The sequence below is a fragment of the Micromonospora sp. NPDC005171 genome (assembly GCF_040608575.1).
GTDB lineage: Bacteria > Actinomycetota > Actinomycetes > Mycobacteriales > Micromonosporaceae > Micromonospora.
In genome coordinates this window covers 1-16,398 of the sequence record NZ_JBEXIM010000026.1, presented here as the reverse complement: position 1 = coordinate 16,398, position 16,398 = coordinate 1, and the positions used below count along the sequence as shown (strand labels likewise).

The 16,398-nt window shown below is 72.6% G+C and carries 14 protein-coding genes; 6 read left to right on the top strand and 8 right to left on the bottom strand.

The annotated features are described in order from the left end of the window. Positions 1–144 precede the first annotated feature (144 nt). From ABZU74_RS24635 to ABZU74_RS24615, 5 genes are all read left to right on the top strand, one after another. A complete protein-coding gene (locus ABZU74_RS24635) occupies positions 145–1,059 on the top strand; it encodes an ABC transporter ATP-binding protein (protein WP_196919718.1) in 915 nt (304 codons plus the stop codon). Beyond that, complete coding sequence (locus ABZU74_RS24630; protein ID WP_355428190.1) at positions 1,052–1,957, top strand: ABC transporter permease; 906 nt, start codon at positions 1,052–1,054, stop codon at positions 1,955–1,957. Before ABZU74_RS24635 ends, ABZU74_RS24630 begins: the two co-directional genes overlap by 8 nt. After that, complete coding sequence (locus ABZU74_RS24625) at positions 1,957–2,868, top strand: ABC transporter ATP-binding protein (protein ID WP_234583881.1); 912 nt, start codon at positions 1,957–1,959, stop codon at positions 2,866–2,868. The genes ABZU74_RS24630 and ABZU74_RS24625 overlap by 1 nt, the downstream gene beginning before the upstream one ends. A gap of 1 nt (position 2,869) precedes the next feature. Continuing rightward, positions 2,870–3,580, top strand: coding sequence for an ABC transporter permease subunit (locus ABZU74_RS24620; RefSeq protein ID WP_355428187.1), 711 nt, complete (start codon positions 2,870–2,872; stop codon positions 3,578–3,580). Positions 3,581–3,673: 93 nt separating this feature from the next. After that, a complete protein-coding gene (locus ABZU74_RS24615; RefSeq protein ID WP_355428184.1) occupies positions 3,674–4,318 on the top strand; it encodes a hypothetical protein in 645 nt (214 codons plus the stop codon). Positions 4,319–4,355: 37 nt separating this feature from the next. On the opposite strand, the gene valS is transcribed toward ABZU74_RS24615, so the two are convergent. The 8 genes from valS to ABZU74_RS24575 all read right to left on the bottom strand — a co-directional run bounded on the left by valS (position 4,356) and on the right by ABZU74_RS24575 (position 15,672). Beyond that, complete coding sequence (valS, locus tag ABZU74_RS24610; RefSeq protein ID WP_355428181.1) at positions 4,356–6,974, bottom strand: valine--tRNA ligase; 2,619 nt, start codon at positions 6,972–6,974, stop codon at positions 4,356–4,358. A 93-nt stretch (positions 6,975–7,067) separates the two neighbouring features. Further along, positions 7,068–8,948 (bottom strand): ABC transporter ATP-binding protein, encoded by a 1,881-nt coding sequence (locus ABZU74_RS24605; protein WP_355428178.1) that lies wholly within the window; start codon positions 8,946–8,948, stop codon positions 7,068–7,070. Continuing rightward, complete coding sequence (locus ABZU74_RS24600) at positions 8,945–10,801, bottom strand: ABC transporter ATP-binding protein (protein WP_355428175.1); 1,857 nt, start codon at positions 10,799–10,801, stop codon at positions 8,945–8,947. The genes ABZU74_RS24605 and ABZU74_RS24600 overlap by 4 nt, the downstream gene beginning before the upstream one ends. A gap of 37 nt (positions 10,802–10,838) precedes the next feature. Next, positions 10,839–11,348, bottom strand: a complete 510-nt coding sequence (locus tag ABZU74_RS24595; RefSeq protein WP_355428172.1) for a methylated-DNA--[protein]-cysteine S-methyltransferase — start codon at positions 11,346–11,348, stop codon at positions 10,839–10,841. Beyond that, the gene (locus tag ABZU74_RS24590; RefSeq protein ID WP_355428169.1) at positions 11,345–12,829 is read right to left on the bottom strand and encodes an AlkA N-terminal domain-containing protein; all 1,485 of its coding nucleotides are present in this window, start codon (positions 12,827–12,829) and stop codon (positions 11,345–11,347) included. Before ABZU74_RS24590 ends, ABZU74_RS24595 begins: the two co-directional genes overlap by 4 nt. Positions 12,830–12,907: 78 nt before the next feature. Next, the gene (locus ABZU74_RS24585; protein WP_355428166.1) at positions 12,908–14,359 is read right to left on the bottom strand and encodes an FAD-binding oxidoreductase; all 1,452 of its coding nucleotides are present in this window, start codon (positions 14,357–14,359) and stop codon (positions 12,908–12,910) included. A gap of 288 nt (positions 14,360–14,647) precedes the next feature. After that, on the bottom strand, positions 14,648–15,166 hold the full coding sequence (locus ABZU74_RS24580) for a hypothetical protein (protein ID WP_355428163.1): 519 nt from the start codon (positions 15,164–15,166) through the stop codon (positions 14,648–14,650). After that, positions 15,163–15,672 (bottom strand): SigE family RNA polymerase sigma factor, encoded by a 510-nt coding sequence (locus ABZU74_RS24575; RefSeq protein WP_355428160.1) that lies wholly within the window; start codon positions 15,670–15,672, stop codon positions 15,163–15,165. Before ABZU74_RS24575 ends, ABZU74_RS24580 begins: the two co-directional genes overlap by 4 nt. Positions 15,673–15,811: 139 nt before the next feature. Here ABZU74_RS24575 and ABZU74_RS24570 point away from each other — a divergent pair, with 139 nt between their 5' ends. Next, on the top strand, positions 15,812–16,315 hold the full coding sequence (locus ABZU74_RS24570; protein ID WP_355428157.1) for a hypothetical protein: 504 nt from the start codon (positions 15,812–15,814) through the stop codon (positions 16,313–16,315). Positions 16,316–16,398: the final 83 nt, after the last annotated feature.

The window sequence follows — 16,398 nt, the reverse complement described above, 5'->3', positions numbered from 1 at the left end:
GCGGGGTCGGGCCGAACGCAGGACCGGCGCAAACGTCGCCAGGGGTCGGGCGGGGACCTTAGGGGTCCGGCACGAAAAGGATCAGGGGAGCGCCGGGGGGCGTGCCGGTGTCCGGGCTGGGCATCGACTCCCTACGCTGGGCTCGTGACACTGATCGCGACCCAGTCGCTCACCAAGACGTACGGAGGTCGGGTCACCGCGCTGGCCGACCTCACCGTCGCCGTCGAGCCCGGGATCATCGGCCTGGTGGGCGCGAACGGCGCCGGAAAATCCACGTTGATCAAGATTCTGCTCGGCCTGATCGCACCAACCAGCGGGCAGGTCTCGGTGCTCGGCATCGACCCGACCGCGGACCCGGCGGCCGTCCGCAACCGGGTCGGCTACATGCCGGAGCACGACTGCCTCCCCCCGGACCTGTCCGCCGCCGAGCTGGTCACCCACCTCGGCCGGATGAGCGGCCTGCCCCGCACCGCGGCCCGCGAGCGGGCCTCGGAGGCGCTGCGGCACGTGGGGCTCTATGAGGAGCGCTACCGCCCGGTCGGTGGCTACTCCACCGGCATGAAGCAGCGCGTCAAGCTGGCCCAGGCGCTGGTGCACGACCCCGACCTGCTGCTGCTGGACGAGCCGACAAACGGCCTGGACCCGGCCGGCCGCGACGCCATGTTGGCGCTGGTGCACCGGATCGGCACCGAGTTCGGCATCTCCGTGCTGGTCTGTTCGCACCTGCTCGGCGAGGTGGAGCGGATCTGCGACACGCTGATCGCCATCGACGGCGGCAAACTGCTGCGCGCCGACAACATCTCCGCGATGACCTCGGCCACCGACGTGCTCGCCGTGGAGGTCAGCGAGGGCACCGAGGAGCTCGCCGCCCGGCTCGCCGAGCTGAAACTGCCGGTCGCCCGGGACGGGCGACTGCTCCTCGTGCCGCTCGCCGACGACGGCACCTACGACCTGATCCTCGGTGCGGTCGCCGAACTGGACCTGCCACTGCACCGACTGGACCAGCGCCGGCACCGGGTGGCCGAACTCTTCGCCACGAGGGAGCTCACTCATGCCTGAGTCGTCCACCGCCGCCGTGCGCCCCACGCCGACCGGCGTCATCCACGACATCGGCTACCAGCGCTACCAGGGTCCGCGGCTGGGCCGCCGACAGGTCTTCGGCGCGCTCTACCTGCACGGTCTGCGTACCGCGTTCGGGTTCGGGCGCAGCGCCAAGGCCAAGATCTTCCCGTGGCTGGTGGTCGGCATCGTCTCCCTGGTCGCGGTGGCCCTGGCCGCGATACGCAGCCAGATTGGCGAGCCGGTCGCCACGTACGCCCAGTTCGCCGACGCGATGAGCTGGCTGGTCATCTTCTTCGTCGCTGTCGTCGCTCCGGAGCTGGTCTCCCGGGACCTGCGCAGCGGCGTGCTGCCGCTGTACTTCTCCCGACCGCTGCCGCGTTCCGACTACGCGCTGGCCAAGCTGTTGGCGCTGGTCACCGCCCTCTGGCTGCTGCTCGGCGGGCCACAGCTGCTGATGTTCCTGGGTGCCGCGTTCACCACCAAGCAGGGCGTGCGCGGGGTGTGGAACGAGCTGCTCGACCTGCTGCCCGGGCTGCTCTACGCCGGGCTGTGGGCGGTGGTCTTCGCCTCGGTCGGGCTGCTGGTCGCCTCGCTGACCGGCAAGCGTGCCTTCGCCGCCGGCGGCGTGGTCGCGGTCTTCCTGATGACCACCCCGATCGTGGGCGTGCTGAGTATCCTGCCGTCGCGCGCCGCCAACGAGCTGGCCGGGCTCGCCTCGCCCTCCACGCTGGTGCAGGGGGTGGGCATCTGGTCGCTGGGTGACCTGCTGGTCGAGGGCGATCCGGGCGAGATGATGATCGGCGGGTTCGGCCCGGTCTACGCACTGGCCGCGGTGCTGCTGGTCGCCGGCGCCACCGCCCTCCTGCTGGCCCGCTACCGGAAGGTCGCCTCCTGATGAGCACGCTGAGCCTGACCGGGGTGTCCCGGTGGTACGGCAACGTGGTCGCTGTCAACGACATCAGCATGGCCCTGGGGCCGGGCGTGACGGGGCTGCTCGGCCCGAACGGCGCCGGCAAGACCACGCTGCTGCACATGATGGCCGGGTTCCTCGCCCCGTCGCGCGGCACCGTCACACTCGACGACGAGCCGACCTGGCGCAACCCGGACGTCTACCGGCGGCTGGGGCTGGTCAGTGAACGGGAGGCGGTGCAGGGTTTCCTCACCGCGTACGAGTTCGTGCTGGCTAGCGCGAAGCTGCACCGGCTGCCCGACCCGGCGGCTGCGGCCCGACGGGCGATCGACCTGGTGGAACTGGAGTCGGCGCAGGACCGCCGGATCGGCACGTACTCCAAGGGCATGCGGCAGCGCGCCCGGGTTGCCGCCGCTCTGGTGCACGACCCGCAGGTGCTGCTGCTCGACGAGCCGTTCAACGGCATGGACCCCCGTCAGCGGCTGCACATGATGCAGCTGCTGCACACCCTTGGTGACGCCGGCCGGACGATCCTGTTCAGCTCGCACATCCTGGAGGAGGTCGAGCAGGTCTCCGGGACGGTGCAGGTGATGGTGGCCGGGCGGTTGGCTGCCTCCGGCGACTTCCGGACCATCCGCCGGTTGATGACGAACCGCCCGCACGTGTTCGCGGTGCGGTCGACGAACGACAGGGCCTTGGCCGTCGCGCTGATCGCCGAGCCCTCGGTCAGTGGGGTCGAGTTGGACCCGACCGGCCTGACCGTGCGGGCCGGCGACTACGGCGCGTTCACCCGGGCGCTACCCCGGATCGCGCTCAAGCAAGGCATCCGGGTGCGCCAGCTGGTGCCGTCCGACGAGTCTCTGGAGAGCGTCTTCTCCTACCTGGTGGAGGCCTGACATGTCGACAATTACCTGGATCACCGCACGCGGGCTGTTCGGCCGGCGTCGGTTCCTGCTGCTGCTTCCGTTGCCGTTGGTGCTGCTCGGGCTGGCCGTGCTCTGCCGGTCGCTGGGGGTGGACCCGGGCCAGTGGGGGCCGCCGGTGCTGGTCGGCCTCGGGCTGGCCGTGGTGCTGCCGGTGGTCGCGCTGATCGTCGGCACGGGCGTGCTGGGCGCCGAGATCGACGACGGCACCGTGGTGCACATCCTGACCAAGCCGCTGCCGCGCTGGCAGATCGTGCTGCCGAAGCTCGCGGTGGCCGCCGGGGTCAGCGCGGCCACGGTCGCGGTGCCGCTCTACGTCGCGGGCGTGCTCGCCGATTCGGTACGCCTCGGTCTGGCGCTGGCGGTCGCGGCGGCGCTTGGCGCGCTGGCGTACTCGGCGTTGTTCCTCGCGCTCAGCCTGGTCACCAGGCGGCCGGTGCTGCTCGGGCTGGTCTACGTGCTGATCTGGGAGGGGCTGCTGGGCAACTTCGTCAGCGGCACCAAGGTGCTCTCCATCCAGCAGTACGTGATCGCCCTCGCCGACCGGCTCGCCCCCACCGGGCTGCTGGAGACCAGCGTGTCGGTGCCGGTGGCGTCGGTGATGACCGCGCTGGTCAGCGTCGGCTTCACAGTGCTCGCCATCGACCGCCTCCGCTCGTTCAGCGTGGCGGGCGAGACGAGCTGACGGCGGTGCGAGCCGCTGTTCCGGCCAGCCCCCGCGCGGCGGTAGGGCTGGCCGGATGGACCGGTCGGGCCACATCGGGCCAGGCTGAAGGGCGTGAGCGTCGAAGCGGAGCGGACGTCGTTGGCTGAGCCATACTCCCGGAGCAGCCGGCCGTGGCTGACCAGCCTGGCCGTCGCCGGGCTGGCCTGCGCCACTGTCGCCACGGCGGCTCAGGGCAGCGGCCAGTTCCACTGGTGGGCGGTGTTCATCCTGATCCCGGCCGCGTTGATCGCGGCCAGCGGAGGGCCGTTGCTGGCCCGCGCCGGTGGCCGGGCCTTCGCCGGGTACATGCTCGCCTGCGTCGGCACGCTGGTCTTCGCGGTGGGCGCGCTGCTGATGTTCGGCGTGATGGGGCGGGGTTGGCCGCTGATGGTGGTGCTGCCCTGCCTGGCGGTCGCCGGCACCTACGGCTGGCGGGCGGCCCACCCGCTGGCCCGCGGCCTGCACCGGGCGGTGGCTTTGCTCGCGCTGACCGGGGCGCTGCTCGGCCTGACCCTGCAACTGATCCGGGTGGAGCTGATCCACCTGGAGACCGGTTGGTGGGGCGCGTTCCTGATGCTGGCCGGCGCCATCGTGCTGGGCAACGCGGGGGAGCTGACCCGGCACCGGATGCCGTACCGCCTCCAGGCGATCACCCTGCTGGTGGGGCCCGCCGTTATCGCGTTCCTGCTCGGGCTGCGCTTCCTGCGCGGTTGGTGACCCGACGACCCGCCGCCCGGGCGGCGGCGGCCACGGGTCAGAAGGCGCAGGCGATGACCAGCTCCGGGGTACGGTCCGGGAGCAGGTCGAGTTTGCCGATCCGGCCTGCCGCCCGTAGGTCGTCGGCCACCAGCGTGAGCTGCTCCAGCAACGCCGCCGGGCCGAGCGCCTCGGCCAACGGCACCTCTGCCTTCATCGACAGCTTTCGCTCCGACTTGGCCCGGCGCACCTGGCTCAACGCCTCACCGGCGAGCCGCAGCAGCGCCGGCTCACCCGACCCCTCGATCGTCCGGGCCACCTCGTACGTGGTGGGCCACGGCGCCTGGTGCACCGAGCCGTACCGCCACCACGACCAGACCTCCTCGGTCACGTACGGCAGCACCGGGGCGAACAGCCGCAGCTGCACCGAGAGCGCCGAGGCCAGCGCCGCCCGGGCGGAGTCGGCCGCCGCGCCGGTGCCGTAGGCGCGCTCCTTGACCAGCTCGATGTAGTCGTCGCAGAACCGCCAGAAGAAGGCCTCGGTCACCTGCAACGCCGCCGTGTGGTCGTACGAGTCGAAGGCGGTGCTCGCGGCGGTGACCACGGTGGCCAGCTCGGCGAGCATGGCCCGGTCGAGTGGTGTGGTGGCCGACGACTCCAGGTCGCGGCGTGGCGTCAGACGCGCCGAGCTGGAGTTGTCGTACGGGGCGCGCAGCGCGTCCGCCGCGCCCAGCCCGAGCGCGAACTTGGACGCGTTCAGCAGCTTGGTGGCCAGTCTCCGGCCGACCTTGATCTGCGCCGGGTCGAAGGCCAGGTCCATGCCGGGCTTGCCGCTGGCCGCCCAGTAGCGCACCGCGTCCGAGCCGTGCTGCTCCAACAGGGCCAGCGGGGTGACCACGTTCCCCTTGGACTTGGCCATCTTCTTGTGGTCGGGGTCGAGGATCCAGCCCGAGAGCACGGTGTCCCGCCAGGGCAGCACCCCGTGCTCGAAGTGCGAACGGACCACGCTGTCGAAGAGCCAGGTCCGGATGATCTCCTGCCCCTGCGGCCGGAGGTCCATCGGAAAGACCCGGGCGAACAGGTCCGGGTCGGTTTCCCAGCCGCCGACGATCTGCGGGGTCACCGACGAGGTGGCCCAGGTGTCCAGCACGTCCGGGTCGCCGATGAAGCCGCCCGGCTGGCCGCGCTGCGACTCGTCGTAACCGGGAGCCGGATCGGTGGACGGATCGACCGGCAGCGCGGACTCGTCCGGCGTGAGAGGGTGGGACCAGTCCGGCTCGCCAGTGTCGTCGAGCCGGTACCACACCGGCACCGGCACCCCGAAGAAGCGTTGGCGGCTGACCAGCCAGTCCCCGTTCAGGCCGCCCACCCAGTTGTCGTAGCGGTGTTTCATGTGCGCCGGCACCCAGTGCAACTGCTCACCCCGGGCCAGCAGCGTGGCTCGCAGCGCCTCGTCCCGGCCACCGTTGCGCAGATACCACTGTCGAGTCGAGACGATCTCCAGTGGCCGGTCGCCGCGTTCGTAGAACTTCACCGGGTGGGTGATCGGGCGCGGCTCGCCGATCAGGTCACCGGCGTCGGCGAGCATCCCGACGATCTCCCGCCGGGCACCGTTGACGGTCTGCCCGGCCAGCGCCGCGTACGGCTGCGCGGGCACCCCGTCCGGCGGCTCGGGGAGCAGCCGACCGTCCCGGCCGATCACCACCCGGGTGTCCAGCCCCAGCTCACGCCACCAGGTCACGTCGGTCAGGTCACCGAACGTGCAGACCATCGCGACACCTGTGCCCTTGCCCGGCTCGGCGAGTGGATGGGCGTACACCGGCACCTCGACGTCGAACAGCGGGCTGCGCACCGTGCCGCCCACCAGGTCGGCGTACCGCTCGTCGTCGGGGTGACAGACCAACGCCACGCAGGCCGGCAACAACTCGGGTCGGGTGGTGTCGATGAGCACCTCACGCCCGTCGGCCGCGACGAACCGCAGCCGGTGGTAGGCGCCGGGGCGCTCCCGGTCCTCCAACTCCGCCTGGGCGACAGCGGTGGCGAAGCCGACGTCCCAGAGGGTCGGCGCCTCCGACTGGTACGCCTCACCGCGACGCAGGTTGCGGACGAACGCCCGTTGGCTGGTGGTCCGGGCCATCCGGCCGATCGTCGTGTACGTCAGGGACCAGTCCACCGAGAGGCCGAGCCGTCGCCACAACGCCTCGAAGGCCTGCTCGTCGGTGACCGTCAACCGTTCGCACAGCTCGATGAAGTTGCGCCGGGAGATCGGCGTGGGGTCGCGGCGCGCCGCGTCGTCGACCGGAGCCGCCGGTGGTCGCCACACCGGGTCGTACGGCAGCGCCGGATCGCAGCGCACCCCGTACACGTTCTGCGCCCGACGCTCGGTGGGCAGGCCGTTGTCGTCCCAGCCCATCGGGTAGAAGACGGCCTTGCCGCGCATCCGCTGGTACCGCGCGGTGGTGTCGGTGTGCGTGTACGAGAAGACATGCCCCATGTGCAGCTCGCCCGATACGGTCGGCGGCGGAGTGTCGATCGAGAACACGTCGCTCCGCTGCTTCGAGCGGTCGAACGCGTACGTGCCTTCCTCCTGCCAGCGGCGTGCCCAGCTCTCCTCGAGCCCGTCCAGGGTGGGACGCTCGGGAACGCTGGCGCGGGCCGTCCTCGCCGTATCGGTCATCCTGCGATCGTAGGCACCTGCCGGGTGCGGGGCGACGTAGTTGCGGCCGAACACACCGGCCGGCCGGGATCGGCCACGACCGGGGCGGCCCGGCTAGATCAACGAGTCGCGCCACTGGCGGTGCAGGGTGGCGTACCTGCCGTCGGCCTCGGCCAGTACGGCGGGTGGGCCGTCCTCGACGACAGTTCCGCCGTCGAGGACGAGCACCCGGTCGGCGGTCTCCACTGTGGAGAGCCGGTGGGCGATCACCAGCGCGGTGCGGTCGCGCAGGATGGTGCCGAGTGCCCGCTGCACGAGACGTTCGGTCGGCACGTCCAGCGACGAGGTCGCCTCGTCCAGGATGAGCACTGTCGGGTCGGCCAGGAACGCGCGGGCGAACGCGACCAGTTGGCGTTGCCCGGCGGAGAGTCGGCCGCCGCGTCGGTGCACCTGAGTGGCGTACCCCTCGGGTAGTGCGGCGATGAAGTCGTGCGCGCCGATCGCCCGCGCGGCGGCCTGGACGGCGGCGTCGTCGGCCCCCGGGCGACCGAACCGGATGTTCTCCGCGACGGTCCCGCTGAACAGGTGGTTCTCCTGCGTCACCAGCACCACAGCGCGGCGCAGTTCCGCGTCGCGTACGTCGCGCAGGTCGACCCCGTCCAACCGGACCGTGCCGGTGTCGGGGTCGTGGAACCGGGCGACCAGCTTGGCGATCGTCGACTTGCCCGCCCCGGTGGGTCCGATCAGCGCCACCGTCTGCCCGGCCGGCACTGTCAGCTCCAACCCGCGGAGAATCGGGGTGTCGGCCCGGTAGCCGAAGCTGACCGCCCGGAAGATCACCTCACCCCGGCCGGGCCCGGTCGGCAGGGGCGTGGGCCGGGCCGGTTCGGCGACGGCCGGTCGTTCGTCGAGCACCCCGGCCAGCTTCTCCAGTGCGGCGGTGGCCGACTGCAACGAGTTGTAGAACTGGCTCAGCTCCTGCATCGGCTCGAAAAAGCGGCGCAGGTAGAGCAGGAACGCGGCCAGCACGCCGACCTCGGTCTGCCCGCCGAGCACCCGCCAACCGCCGTAGCAGAGCACCACCGCCACCGTGACGTTGCCGATCAGCTTGATCGCGGGCGAGTACGTGGCGATCAGCCGGAACGCGTGCAGGCTGGTTCGGCGGTAGTCGTCGCCGAGCGCCACGAAGATCCGTTGGTTGCGGGGTTCCCGGCGGAACGCCTGCACCGCCCGGATGCCCCGCATCGACTCGACGAAGTGCACGATGACCAGCGCGACCGCGTCCCGGCTCCGGCGGTACGCGCTGGCCGACGACCTGGCGAACCAGCGGGAGAGCCCGAACAGGAACGGGAAGGCGAACAGGGTCACGGCCGCCAGCGGCAGGTCCAGCCAGAGCAGGATGGCGGCCACCGACAGGATCGAGAGGCCGGCCAGCACCAGACTGTCGATCCCACCGTCGGCCAGCTCGGCGATCGAGTCCAGGTCGCTGGTGAGCCGGGACACCATCCGGCCGGACGTGTACCGCTCGTGGAAGCCCACCGACAGCCGCAGGAAGTGCCCGAACACCCGCTGCCGCAGGTCGAGCAGGACGGCCTGGCCGATCTGGGCGGAGAGGGTGAGGAAGCCGCGGCGGGCCGCGTACTCGGTCACCGAGGCCACCGCGAACGCCCCGGCGACGGTGATCAACGGGCCGGGGTCGCCGGCGCGCAACGGCGGGATGGCCCGGTCGATGCCGATCATGACCAGGTACGGGCCGGCCATCGCGGCGCCGTTCTGGGCCAGCAGCAGGCCGACCGCCGTGGCAATCCGCCTCCGGCGCGGGCGGAGCAGGTCGCCCAGCAGGGTCCGGCTGAGCCGGCGCAGCCGGGCCACCGCCTCGGGGCTGGTGTCCTCGGCGCGACTGCGGTCGGCCTCCGGGTCGGTGGCGGTTCCGCGCCAGCGGGTGAGCTCGGGCTCGTCCTCGGGCGGCGGGTCGGCCTGTTTCGGCACGCTCACGAACGCACCAGCCCCCACCCGTCCGACGGGGACGAGCTGGGCCCGCTGGCTCCGGCCGGCGGTGGCTGCCCGGCGGGCGGCTCGGCGGCGAGCAGCGCCCGGTACGCGGGGACGGTGGCCAGCAGGTCGGAGTGCCGACCGGTCGCGGTGATCCGTCCGTCCTCCAGCAGGGCGACCCGGTCGGCCAGCGCGATCGTCGACGGCCGGTGCACCACCAGCAGCGCGGTGCTGTCGCGCAGGACTCGCCGCAGCGCCGCTTCGACCAGGGCCTCGGTGTGCACGTCGAGAGCCGAGAGCGGGTCGTCCAGCACCAGCACCGCCGGTCGGCCGAGCACGGCCCGCGCCAACGCGAGCCGTTGCCGTTGCCCGCCGGAGAGGGACAACCCCTGCTCGCCCACCCGGGTGGCCAACCCCCAGGGCAGGTCGTACGCGAAGTCGGCCTGGGCCAGCGCGAGGGCAGCGCGGACCTCGTCGTCACCGGCGTCCGGGCGACCCAGGGTGAGGTTCTCCCGCACCGACATGGAGAAGAGCGTGGGCTCCTCGAACGCCACCCCGACCAGCCGGCGCAGCGAAGCGAGCCGCAGCTCGCGAAGGTCGTGCCCGTCCAGGGTGATCCGGCCGGCGGTCACCTCGTGCAGTCGGGGCACCAGGGAGAGCAGCGTGCTCTTGCCGCAGCCGGTGGCGCCGACCAGGGCCAGCGTCTCGCCCGGCTCGATGCTCAGGTCGATCTCGTGCAGCACCGCTGTGCTGGCACCCGGGTAGGTGAACGCGACCTGCTCGAAGCGCAGTCGGCCGTGCACCACGTCGCGCGGCAGCGCGACCGCGTGGGGGCCGTCCACGATCTCAGGTGGAGTGTCCAGCACCTCCTGGATCCGGTCGGCGGCGGTGGCCGCCTCCTGACCGTTGGCGATGATCCAACCCAGTGACTGCACCGGCCAGATGAGCATCAGTTGGAGGCTGACGAACGCGACCAGCTCGCCGATGGTGAGCGCGCCGTGCGCGGCGGCGGCCGCCCCCGCCGCGAGCACCACACCCAGGGTCACGTTGGGCACCAGGTCGAGCAGCGCCGAGGTGTTGGCCAGCAACCGTCCCTTACCGACACCCGTGTCGTGCAGCCGCCGGGCCGCACCGGCGAAGCGGGCCGCCAGTTCGGGCCCCCGCCCGTACGCCTTCATGGTGCGCAGACCCTGCGCGGTCTCCTCGACAAGCGTCGCCACGTCGCCCTGCTGGTCCTGCATCCGGCGGGACGCGGCGTGGTAGTGCCGGCCGAACCGGCGACTGATGAGCAGCAGCGGCACCGCGCTGGCCGCGACCAGCACCCCGAGCGCCGGGTGCAGGTTGATCAGCAGCACCACCACGACCACGTACGTGGTCAGGTTGAGCACCAGGAAGAACACGCCGAAGGAGAGGAACCGGCGGATCACCGACAGGTCGCTGGTGATCCGGGATAGCAGCTGGCCGGACTGCCAGCGGTCGTGGAAGCTCGTCGGCAACCGTTGCAGGTGGGCGTAGACGTCGGCGCGCAGCGCCGCCTCCATGCCCACCGCCGAGGACGACTGCACCCACCGACGGATGAAGATGAGCACGGCCTCGATGACGCCGAGCAGCAGCGCCAGGCCGCCGAGCTGGAGCAGCCCGGCCGGTTCGTGTCGGGCCACCGGCCCGTCCACGACCCGCTGCACGACCAGCGGTACGGCGATCCCGGCCGCGGTGCCGGCGAGCCCCGCGACGAGCAGCCAGGCGAACTCGGCGGCGTACGGGCGCAGGTAGGGGCGCAGCCGCCAGAGGTTGTGCACGGGGTGGGTGCCCGCGGCGGCCCGGGCGGCTGGCTCGCCGTCGTTCTCCACAGGCACTACCAGACGGTAGCGTCAATGAGTGTCGATGCTTCTGTCAGCTTGTTGTCAAGCGGCGCTCATGACCGAGAAGCCATTTCTTCACGTCCAGCCCCCAGCGATAGCCGCCGAGCGTGCCGTCGGTGCGAAGAACCCGGTGGCAGGGCACGAAGAGGGCTGCCGCGTTCCTGGCGCAGGCGGCCGCGGCGGCCCGCACCGCCGGTGGTCGACCGGCCAGCGCGGCGTACCCGGTGTAGGTGACCGGGGTGCCCGGTGGCACCTCGCGCAGCACCTGCCAGGCGTGCGCCATGAACTCGCCAGCGGTGTGTTGACGCACCGGCACGGTGTCGATGGCGGCGAGGTCACCGTCCAGGTAGGAGCGGACCGCCGCACTGACCGGGCCGAGGTCGGCCCGTTCCCGTAGCGGTGCCCGCAGGGCGGGGTGGACCAGGGGCAGCAGCGCTGCCGGGTCCGGGGTGAAGCCGGCCGCCCGTACGTCACCGTCGGGGCCGGCGAGGATGCTCAGTGGGCCGGCCGGCGTGCTCAGTACTGTGCTGTCGATGTTCATGCCGCTCTCCAGAGTCTGATCGTGGCGTAGGACCGCCAGGGACGCCAACGCTCGGCGTACCTGTCGAGGGTTGGCGGGGTGTCGGGCAGGCCGAGCGCGGCGGCGCCGCGTCGGACGGCGAGGTCGGAGCTGAGCAGGATGTCCGGGTCGCCGAAGGCGCGCATGGCCAGGTAGTTGGCGGTCCACGGGCCGACGCCGGGCAGCGCGAGCAGCCGCCGAACGGCCTCCTCCCGATCCACCCCCGGAGCCAGGTCGACGGACCCGTCCACGACAGCCCGAGCCAACCCCCGCAAAGCCTCCCGCCGCCCGACCGGCATCCCGAACCCGGAGTCCGGCAGCGCCAAAAGCTCCTCCGCGCTCAGGAACCCCCGCAGCCCATCCCGTCGATCATGAAGTTGTTGCCCCGACATGCCGTCGTCAGTGGCAACAACTTCATGATCAACGCGAGCGTGGGTGGTCAGCAGGCGGGTGAGGGTTGTTCTGGCTGAGGTGACCGAGACCTGTTGGCCGATGATGGCGCGGACGGCCTGTTCGAACCCGTCGACCGCGCGGGGGACGCGGATGCCGGGTTCGGCGGTGACCGTCGGGGCCAGTGTCGGGTCGGCGGCCAGCGTGGCGTCGATGGCCGCCGGGTCCGCGTCCAGGTCGAGCAGCCGGCGGCAGCGGGCCACCGCAGGCGCCAGGTCGCGCAGGTCGGCGAGGCGCAACGTCGCCGCCACGTGCCCGTCCGCCGGGGTCAGCGCCACCTGGCCGGTGCCGTGCGGCAACCGCAGACCCCGGTGGTACGTCCCGTCGCGGACCTCCTCCACGCCGGGCAACGCCCGCACCGCGAGGAAGTCCAGCAGCGCGCGGGCGTGCAGCGGCGGGCGGTACGCCAGCCGGAGCGCGATGGTCCCCGCCCCGGCCGGCGCCTGCTGGCGGCCACGGGCCGCGCGCAGGTCCGACGGGGCGCTCGCGTACACCTCGCGAAGCGTGTCGTTGAACTGCCGCACGCTGCCGAAGCCGGCGGCGAACGCGATCTCGGCCATTGCCAGGTCGGTCGTCTCGATCAGGATCCGGGCGGTCTGGGCGCGTTGGGCCCGGGCCAGCGCGAGCGGCCCGGCGCCCATCTCGGCGCTCAGCATCCGGTGCAGGTGCCGCTCGGTGTAGCCCAGCCGGGAGGCCAACCCCGGTACGCCGTCCCGGTCGACGACCCCGTCGGCGATCAGCCGCATCGCCCGACCGACGACGTCCGCCCGGACATCCCAGAGCGGGGAGCCGGGCGCGGCGTCCGGCCGGCAGCGGCGGCAGGCGCGCAGCCCGGCGCCCTGCGCGGCGGCGGCGGACGGAAAGAACCGGACGTTCTGCCGCTTGGGCGTGATCGCCGGACAGGACGGCCGGCAGTAGATGCCGGTGGACGTCACACCGGTGTAAAACCAGCCGTCGAACCGCTGGTCACGGCTGTCCACGGCCCGGTAACACCGTTCGAAGTCCATCTCCATGTCACCGATGATGCCCCGCTCGACAGGTGATCGGCTGGCGGGAATCGGACCTGGGTGTGCCGGTGCGAAGAGGCCCGGTCAACGGGGGCGTCGACGGCGCCGGTGCGGCTGGCCGGATCCGGTGGCCTGGCCGGATCGGCTCGGCTGGGCGGATCGGCTTGGCTGGCCGGCGCGGCTCGGCTGGCCGGCGCGGTTCGGCTGTGCGGCGCGGTTCGGCTGGCCGGTCAGCAGGGCCGAACGGAACACGCCGTCCGGGTCGTACCGCTTCCACAGCCGCCGGACCCGGGCCCCGGTCTCGCCCGGGTAGATCCGGGCGAACGCCGCCAGGTCCGGCCGGCTCTCGAAGTTGACGTACGCGCCGTCGGCGCGCGCCCCGAGGGCCCGCCAGGCGGCGTTCAACGCGGCGTCGGCCTGCGGCGGATACACCGAGGCCACGATCAGCGTGTCCTGGTGACGATGCCGGTACGCGGTCGCGTCGGAAGCGACGTCGTTGACCGCCCCACCCAACGAGCGGAGCTGGATCACCGCCCGCCCCGGCCCGGTCACCGCTCGCGTCACGGCCCGTGCCCCGGCGTCGTCCAGCGCGGTGAACAGACCGTTCGTGGTCGTGGCGCGCTGTTGCCCGACGTTCGGGTTGAGGTGCGCGGTCGGCACCAGCGTCGGGTAGGGCAGCAGGTCGGTCCGGTGTTCGAGCACCTTGCCGATGGCGAGCAGCGGTTCGACCGCCGGTCGGGCCCGACGCAGGCTCTCGGCGGCGACCACGGCGGTGATCGACATGAGGACCGATCGACCCTCCGCGAACACCACGGCGGCGGCGGACAGCTCCCGTGGCGCCTGCGCGAGGTAGGTCGTCCACTCGCGGACGGTGCGACCGTCCGGATGCGCCTCGACGACCAGCTGCGCGACACCGACGTTGCGTTGCTCGGCCGCCTCGATCTCGAAGGCCACCACGATCCCCGCGCCGGCCCCGGCCCCGCGGACCAGCCAGAACAGCTCCGGCTCGTGGTCGGCGTCCGCGCGTACGAGCGTCCCGTCCGCCAGCACCACCTCGACGGCGCGGACCCGGTCGATGGTGAGGCCGTGGGCGCGGACCAACCAGCCGACACCACCGCCGGTGGCCAGGCCGCCGACTCCGACGCCGCCGTAGTCACCCGAGCTGATCACCAGGCCGTACGGGGCGAGCGCCTTCGCGACGTTCGCCCAGCGGACCCCGGCCTCGACCCGGACCAGCCCGGCCCGCTCGTCGATCACCTGAACCCGGTTGAGCATGGAGAGGTCGATGACCACCCCACCGTTGTTGGACGAGGCTCCGGAGAGGCCGTGGCCGCCGCTGCGGACCGCGATGGGCAGCCGCTGCTCCCGCGCGTAGCGCAGCGCGTCGACCACCTGCGCGGTGGTCTTCGGCAGCAGGACGGCGGCCGGAGACGCCGACCTGGTGTACGTCGAGCGCAGTTGCGCGTACCGACGGTCGCCGGGGGTGACGATCTGCCCCCGCAGGGAGTCGGGCACCCGGGCCATGGCGGTGCTCATCGTCGCCCCCGCAGTTGGCGACTCGGGTGTCCGGGATCGGTCATGGCCCCAAGGATGAGCGGGCACACCGGCCTCGACAAATTCGGTGGACCGGTGCCCGCCGGTCGCCGCGGGGCGCGACGCTCGCCGGTACCGGGGAGTGGCGCCAGAGGGTGACCGGGATCTCCGACCGGTTCCCCGCCTCCGGCTCGGGAGGCCAGTGGCGTGCCGGCACCACCGTGGCCGGCGATGACAGTGGGACGGCTGGTCCGGCCGGCGGGAGGAAACCGCCGACCGGACCGGTGGTGCTCAGCGCGACGGGGTCGGCGACACCGTCGGTCGGCCCGGCACACCGGGCGGGCCGAGCGAACTCGACGGGCTTGGTGAGGCGGTCGGTCCGGCTGGTACGCCCGGTGCCCCCGGCCTGCCTGGCACGCCCGGCGGAGCCAATGGGGTCGGCGAGACCGTCGGCCGTTCCGGGATGCCGGGCGGGCCCGACGGATTAGCGTCCGCGCCACCGGGGCTGGGTTCGACCGTCGGCACCGCTGTGGGCGCGGAGGGGGTGGGGACCGGTGGGCTGGGCACGGCCGCCGGGTTGGCCGGGCTGGGCACGGCCGGGGGAGCCTCGTCCGAGCCGGTCGCGGCCAGTGCGAGCGGAGTGGCGATCAGGATCGCCGCCAGGGTGCTCACCGCCCCCACCGTCACCGTGGCGCGACGTCTGTTGCGCACCCGCCGTTCCGCTCGGCTCAACTGGTCATGCACGATCGGTGCCTCCTCGGCCAGGTCGGTGAGGGTGGAGCGGATGAGGTGCTCGAAGGGTTCGGTCATCGCCGTACCTCCAGCATGTCGACGTCCGGCAGCAGGTCGCGCAGTCGCTTCACCGCGCGATGGGTGCGGCTGCGCACGGTGCCCACCGAGCAGCCCAGCAACTCGGCCACCCGGGCCTCGGGCAGGTCCTCGTAGTAGCGGAGGACCACCACCGCCCGCTGCGCCGGTGGCAGGTGGCGCAGCGCGGCCCGCATCGCCAACCGCACGTCGGAGCCGCCGCTCGGGTCGCCGCCGACCGGTTCGTCCGCCGGGTTGAGCGGTGTCTCCCGCCACCGGCGAAGTCGCCGCCACCAGCTGATCTGCTCGCGGTACATCACCACCCGCAGATAGCCCTCGGGATCGGCGTGCCGAATGGTTCCCCACTTCGGGATGGTCCGCGCCAACGCCGACTGGAACAGGTCCTCGGCGGCGTTGCGGTCCCCGGTCAGCAGGTACGCGACCCGCATCAGCGCCGGAGTCCGGCTGCCGACGAACTCGGCCAGCCGCGCGCGCTCGTCCTCGTCCACCCACCACCCCCGTTTCGTTGTCACAGCTACAGACGCCCCAGGTCATCGTCGCTATCCACGATCGGTGGGGTTTTTCGGCCCGAAAGTGTCGGTCGTGCCGGGTAGCGTCCGGCCACCAACTGAAGAAGGGGTGCGGCGAATGACGAGCGTGGCGGGTTGGGCGGCGGCGTCGACACCGGGTGCGTTCCCGCCGTTGCCCCGCGCGGTGGCGCAGTCCTTCTACCGCCGGATGCGGGCTGTCGCGCCGGCCGCCGTGGGCGCCATCGAACGGGACCGGGCGGGCGACCCCGAGCAGAGCTTCCCCGACACCGCCTGCGGCCGGTTGGCCGGCTCGCTGGACGACGCGGGCCTGCGGGCGCTCGGGATGTGGACGCACCACTGGTGCATGCGCTTCTACGACGACGACACGAGGGTCGGCCGGCGGTTGGTCCGCGAGATCGCCGCGCGGCCGGGGCTGGGCTGGACGGCCGACGAGGTGCGTTGGATGTTGCGCGAGTCGGTCTCGGCCGGGCCGGCCGCCGCCGACCGGTTCACCCTGCCGCACGCCGCCGCCGCGCAACTGCCCCCGGCCGACCGTCCGGCGCTGGACTATTGGCCCGAGGTCGAGGTGCCCCGCCAACGGCGTCCAGGCCAGTCTCACTGATCATCGGGCGGGTGTTCGACCGCCACCCGCGGGGCAACGGCGGGAACGCACCCGGTGTCGACGCCGCCGCCCAACCCGCCACG

Excerpts from the sequence above, each read along its gene's own strand:
- ABZU74_RS24585 (WP_355428166.1), bottom strand. The coding sequence starts at position 14,359 with ATGAGCACCGCCATGGCCCGGGTGCCCGACTCCCTGCGGGGGCAGATC.
- ABZU74_RS24590 (WP_355428169.1), bottom strand. The coding sequence starts at position 12,829 with ATGGAGATGGACTTCGAACGGTGTTACCGGGCCGTGGACAGCCGTGAC.
- valS (WP_355428181.1), bottom strand. The coding sequence starts at position 6,974 with ATGACCGATACGGCGAGGACGGCCCGCGCCAGCGTTCCCGAGCGTCCC.
- ABZU74_RS24625 (WP_234583881.1), top strand. The coding sequence starts at position 1,957 with ATGAGCACGCTGAGCCTGACCGGGGTGTCCCGGTGGTACGGCAACGTG.
- ABZU74_RS24595 (WP_355428172.1), bottom strand. The coding sequence starts at position 11,348 with ATGAACATCGACAGCACAGTACTGAGCACGCCGGCCGGCCCACTGAGC.
- ABZU74_RS24630 (WP_355428190.1), top strand. The coding sequence starts at position 1,052 with ATGCCTGAGTCGTCCACCGCCGCCGTGCGCCCCACGCCGACCGGCGTC.
- ABZU74_RS24620 (WP_355428187.1), top strand. The coding sequence starts at position 2,870 with ATGTCGACAATTACCTGGATCACCGCACGCGGGCTGTTCGGCCGGCGT.
- ABZU74_RS24580 (WP_355428163.1), bottom strand. The coding sequence starts at position 15,166 with ATGACCGAACCCTTCGAGCACCTCATCCGCTCCACCCTCACCGACCTG.
- ABZU74_RS24570 (WP_355428157.1), top strand. The coding sequence starts at position 15,812 with ATGACGAGCGTGGCGGGTTGGGCGGCGGCGTCGACACCGGGTGCGTTC.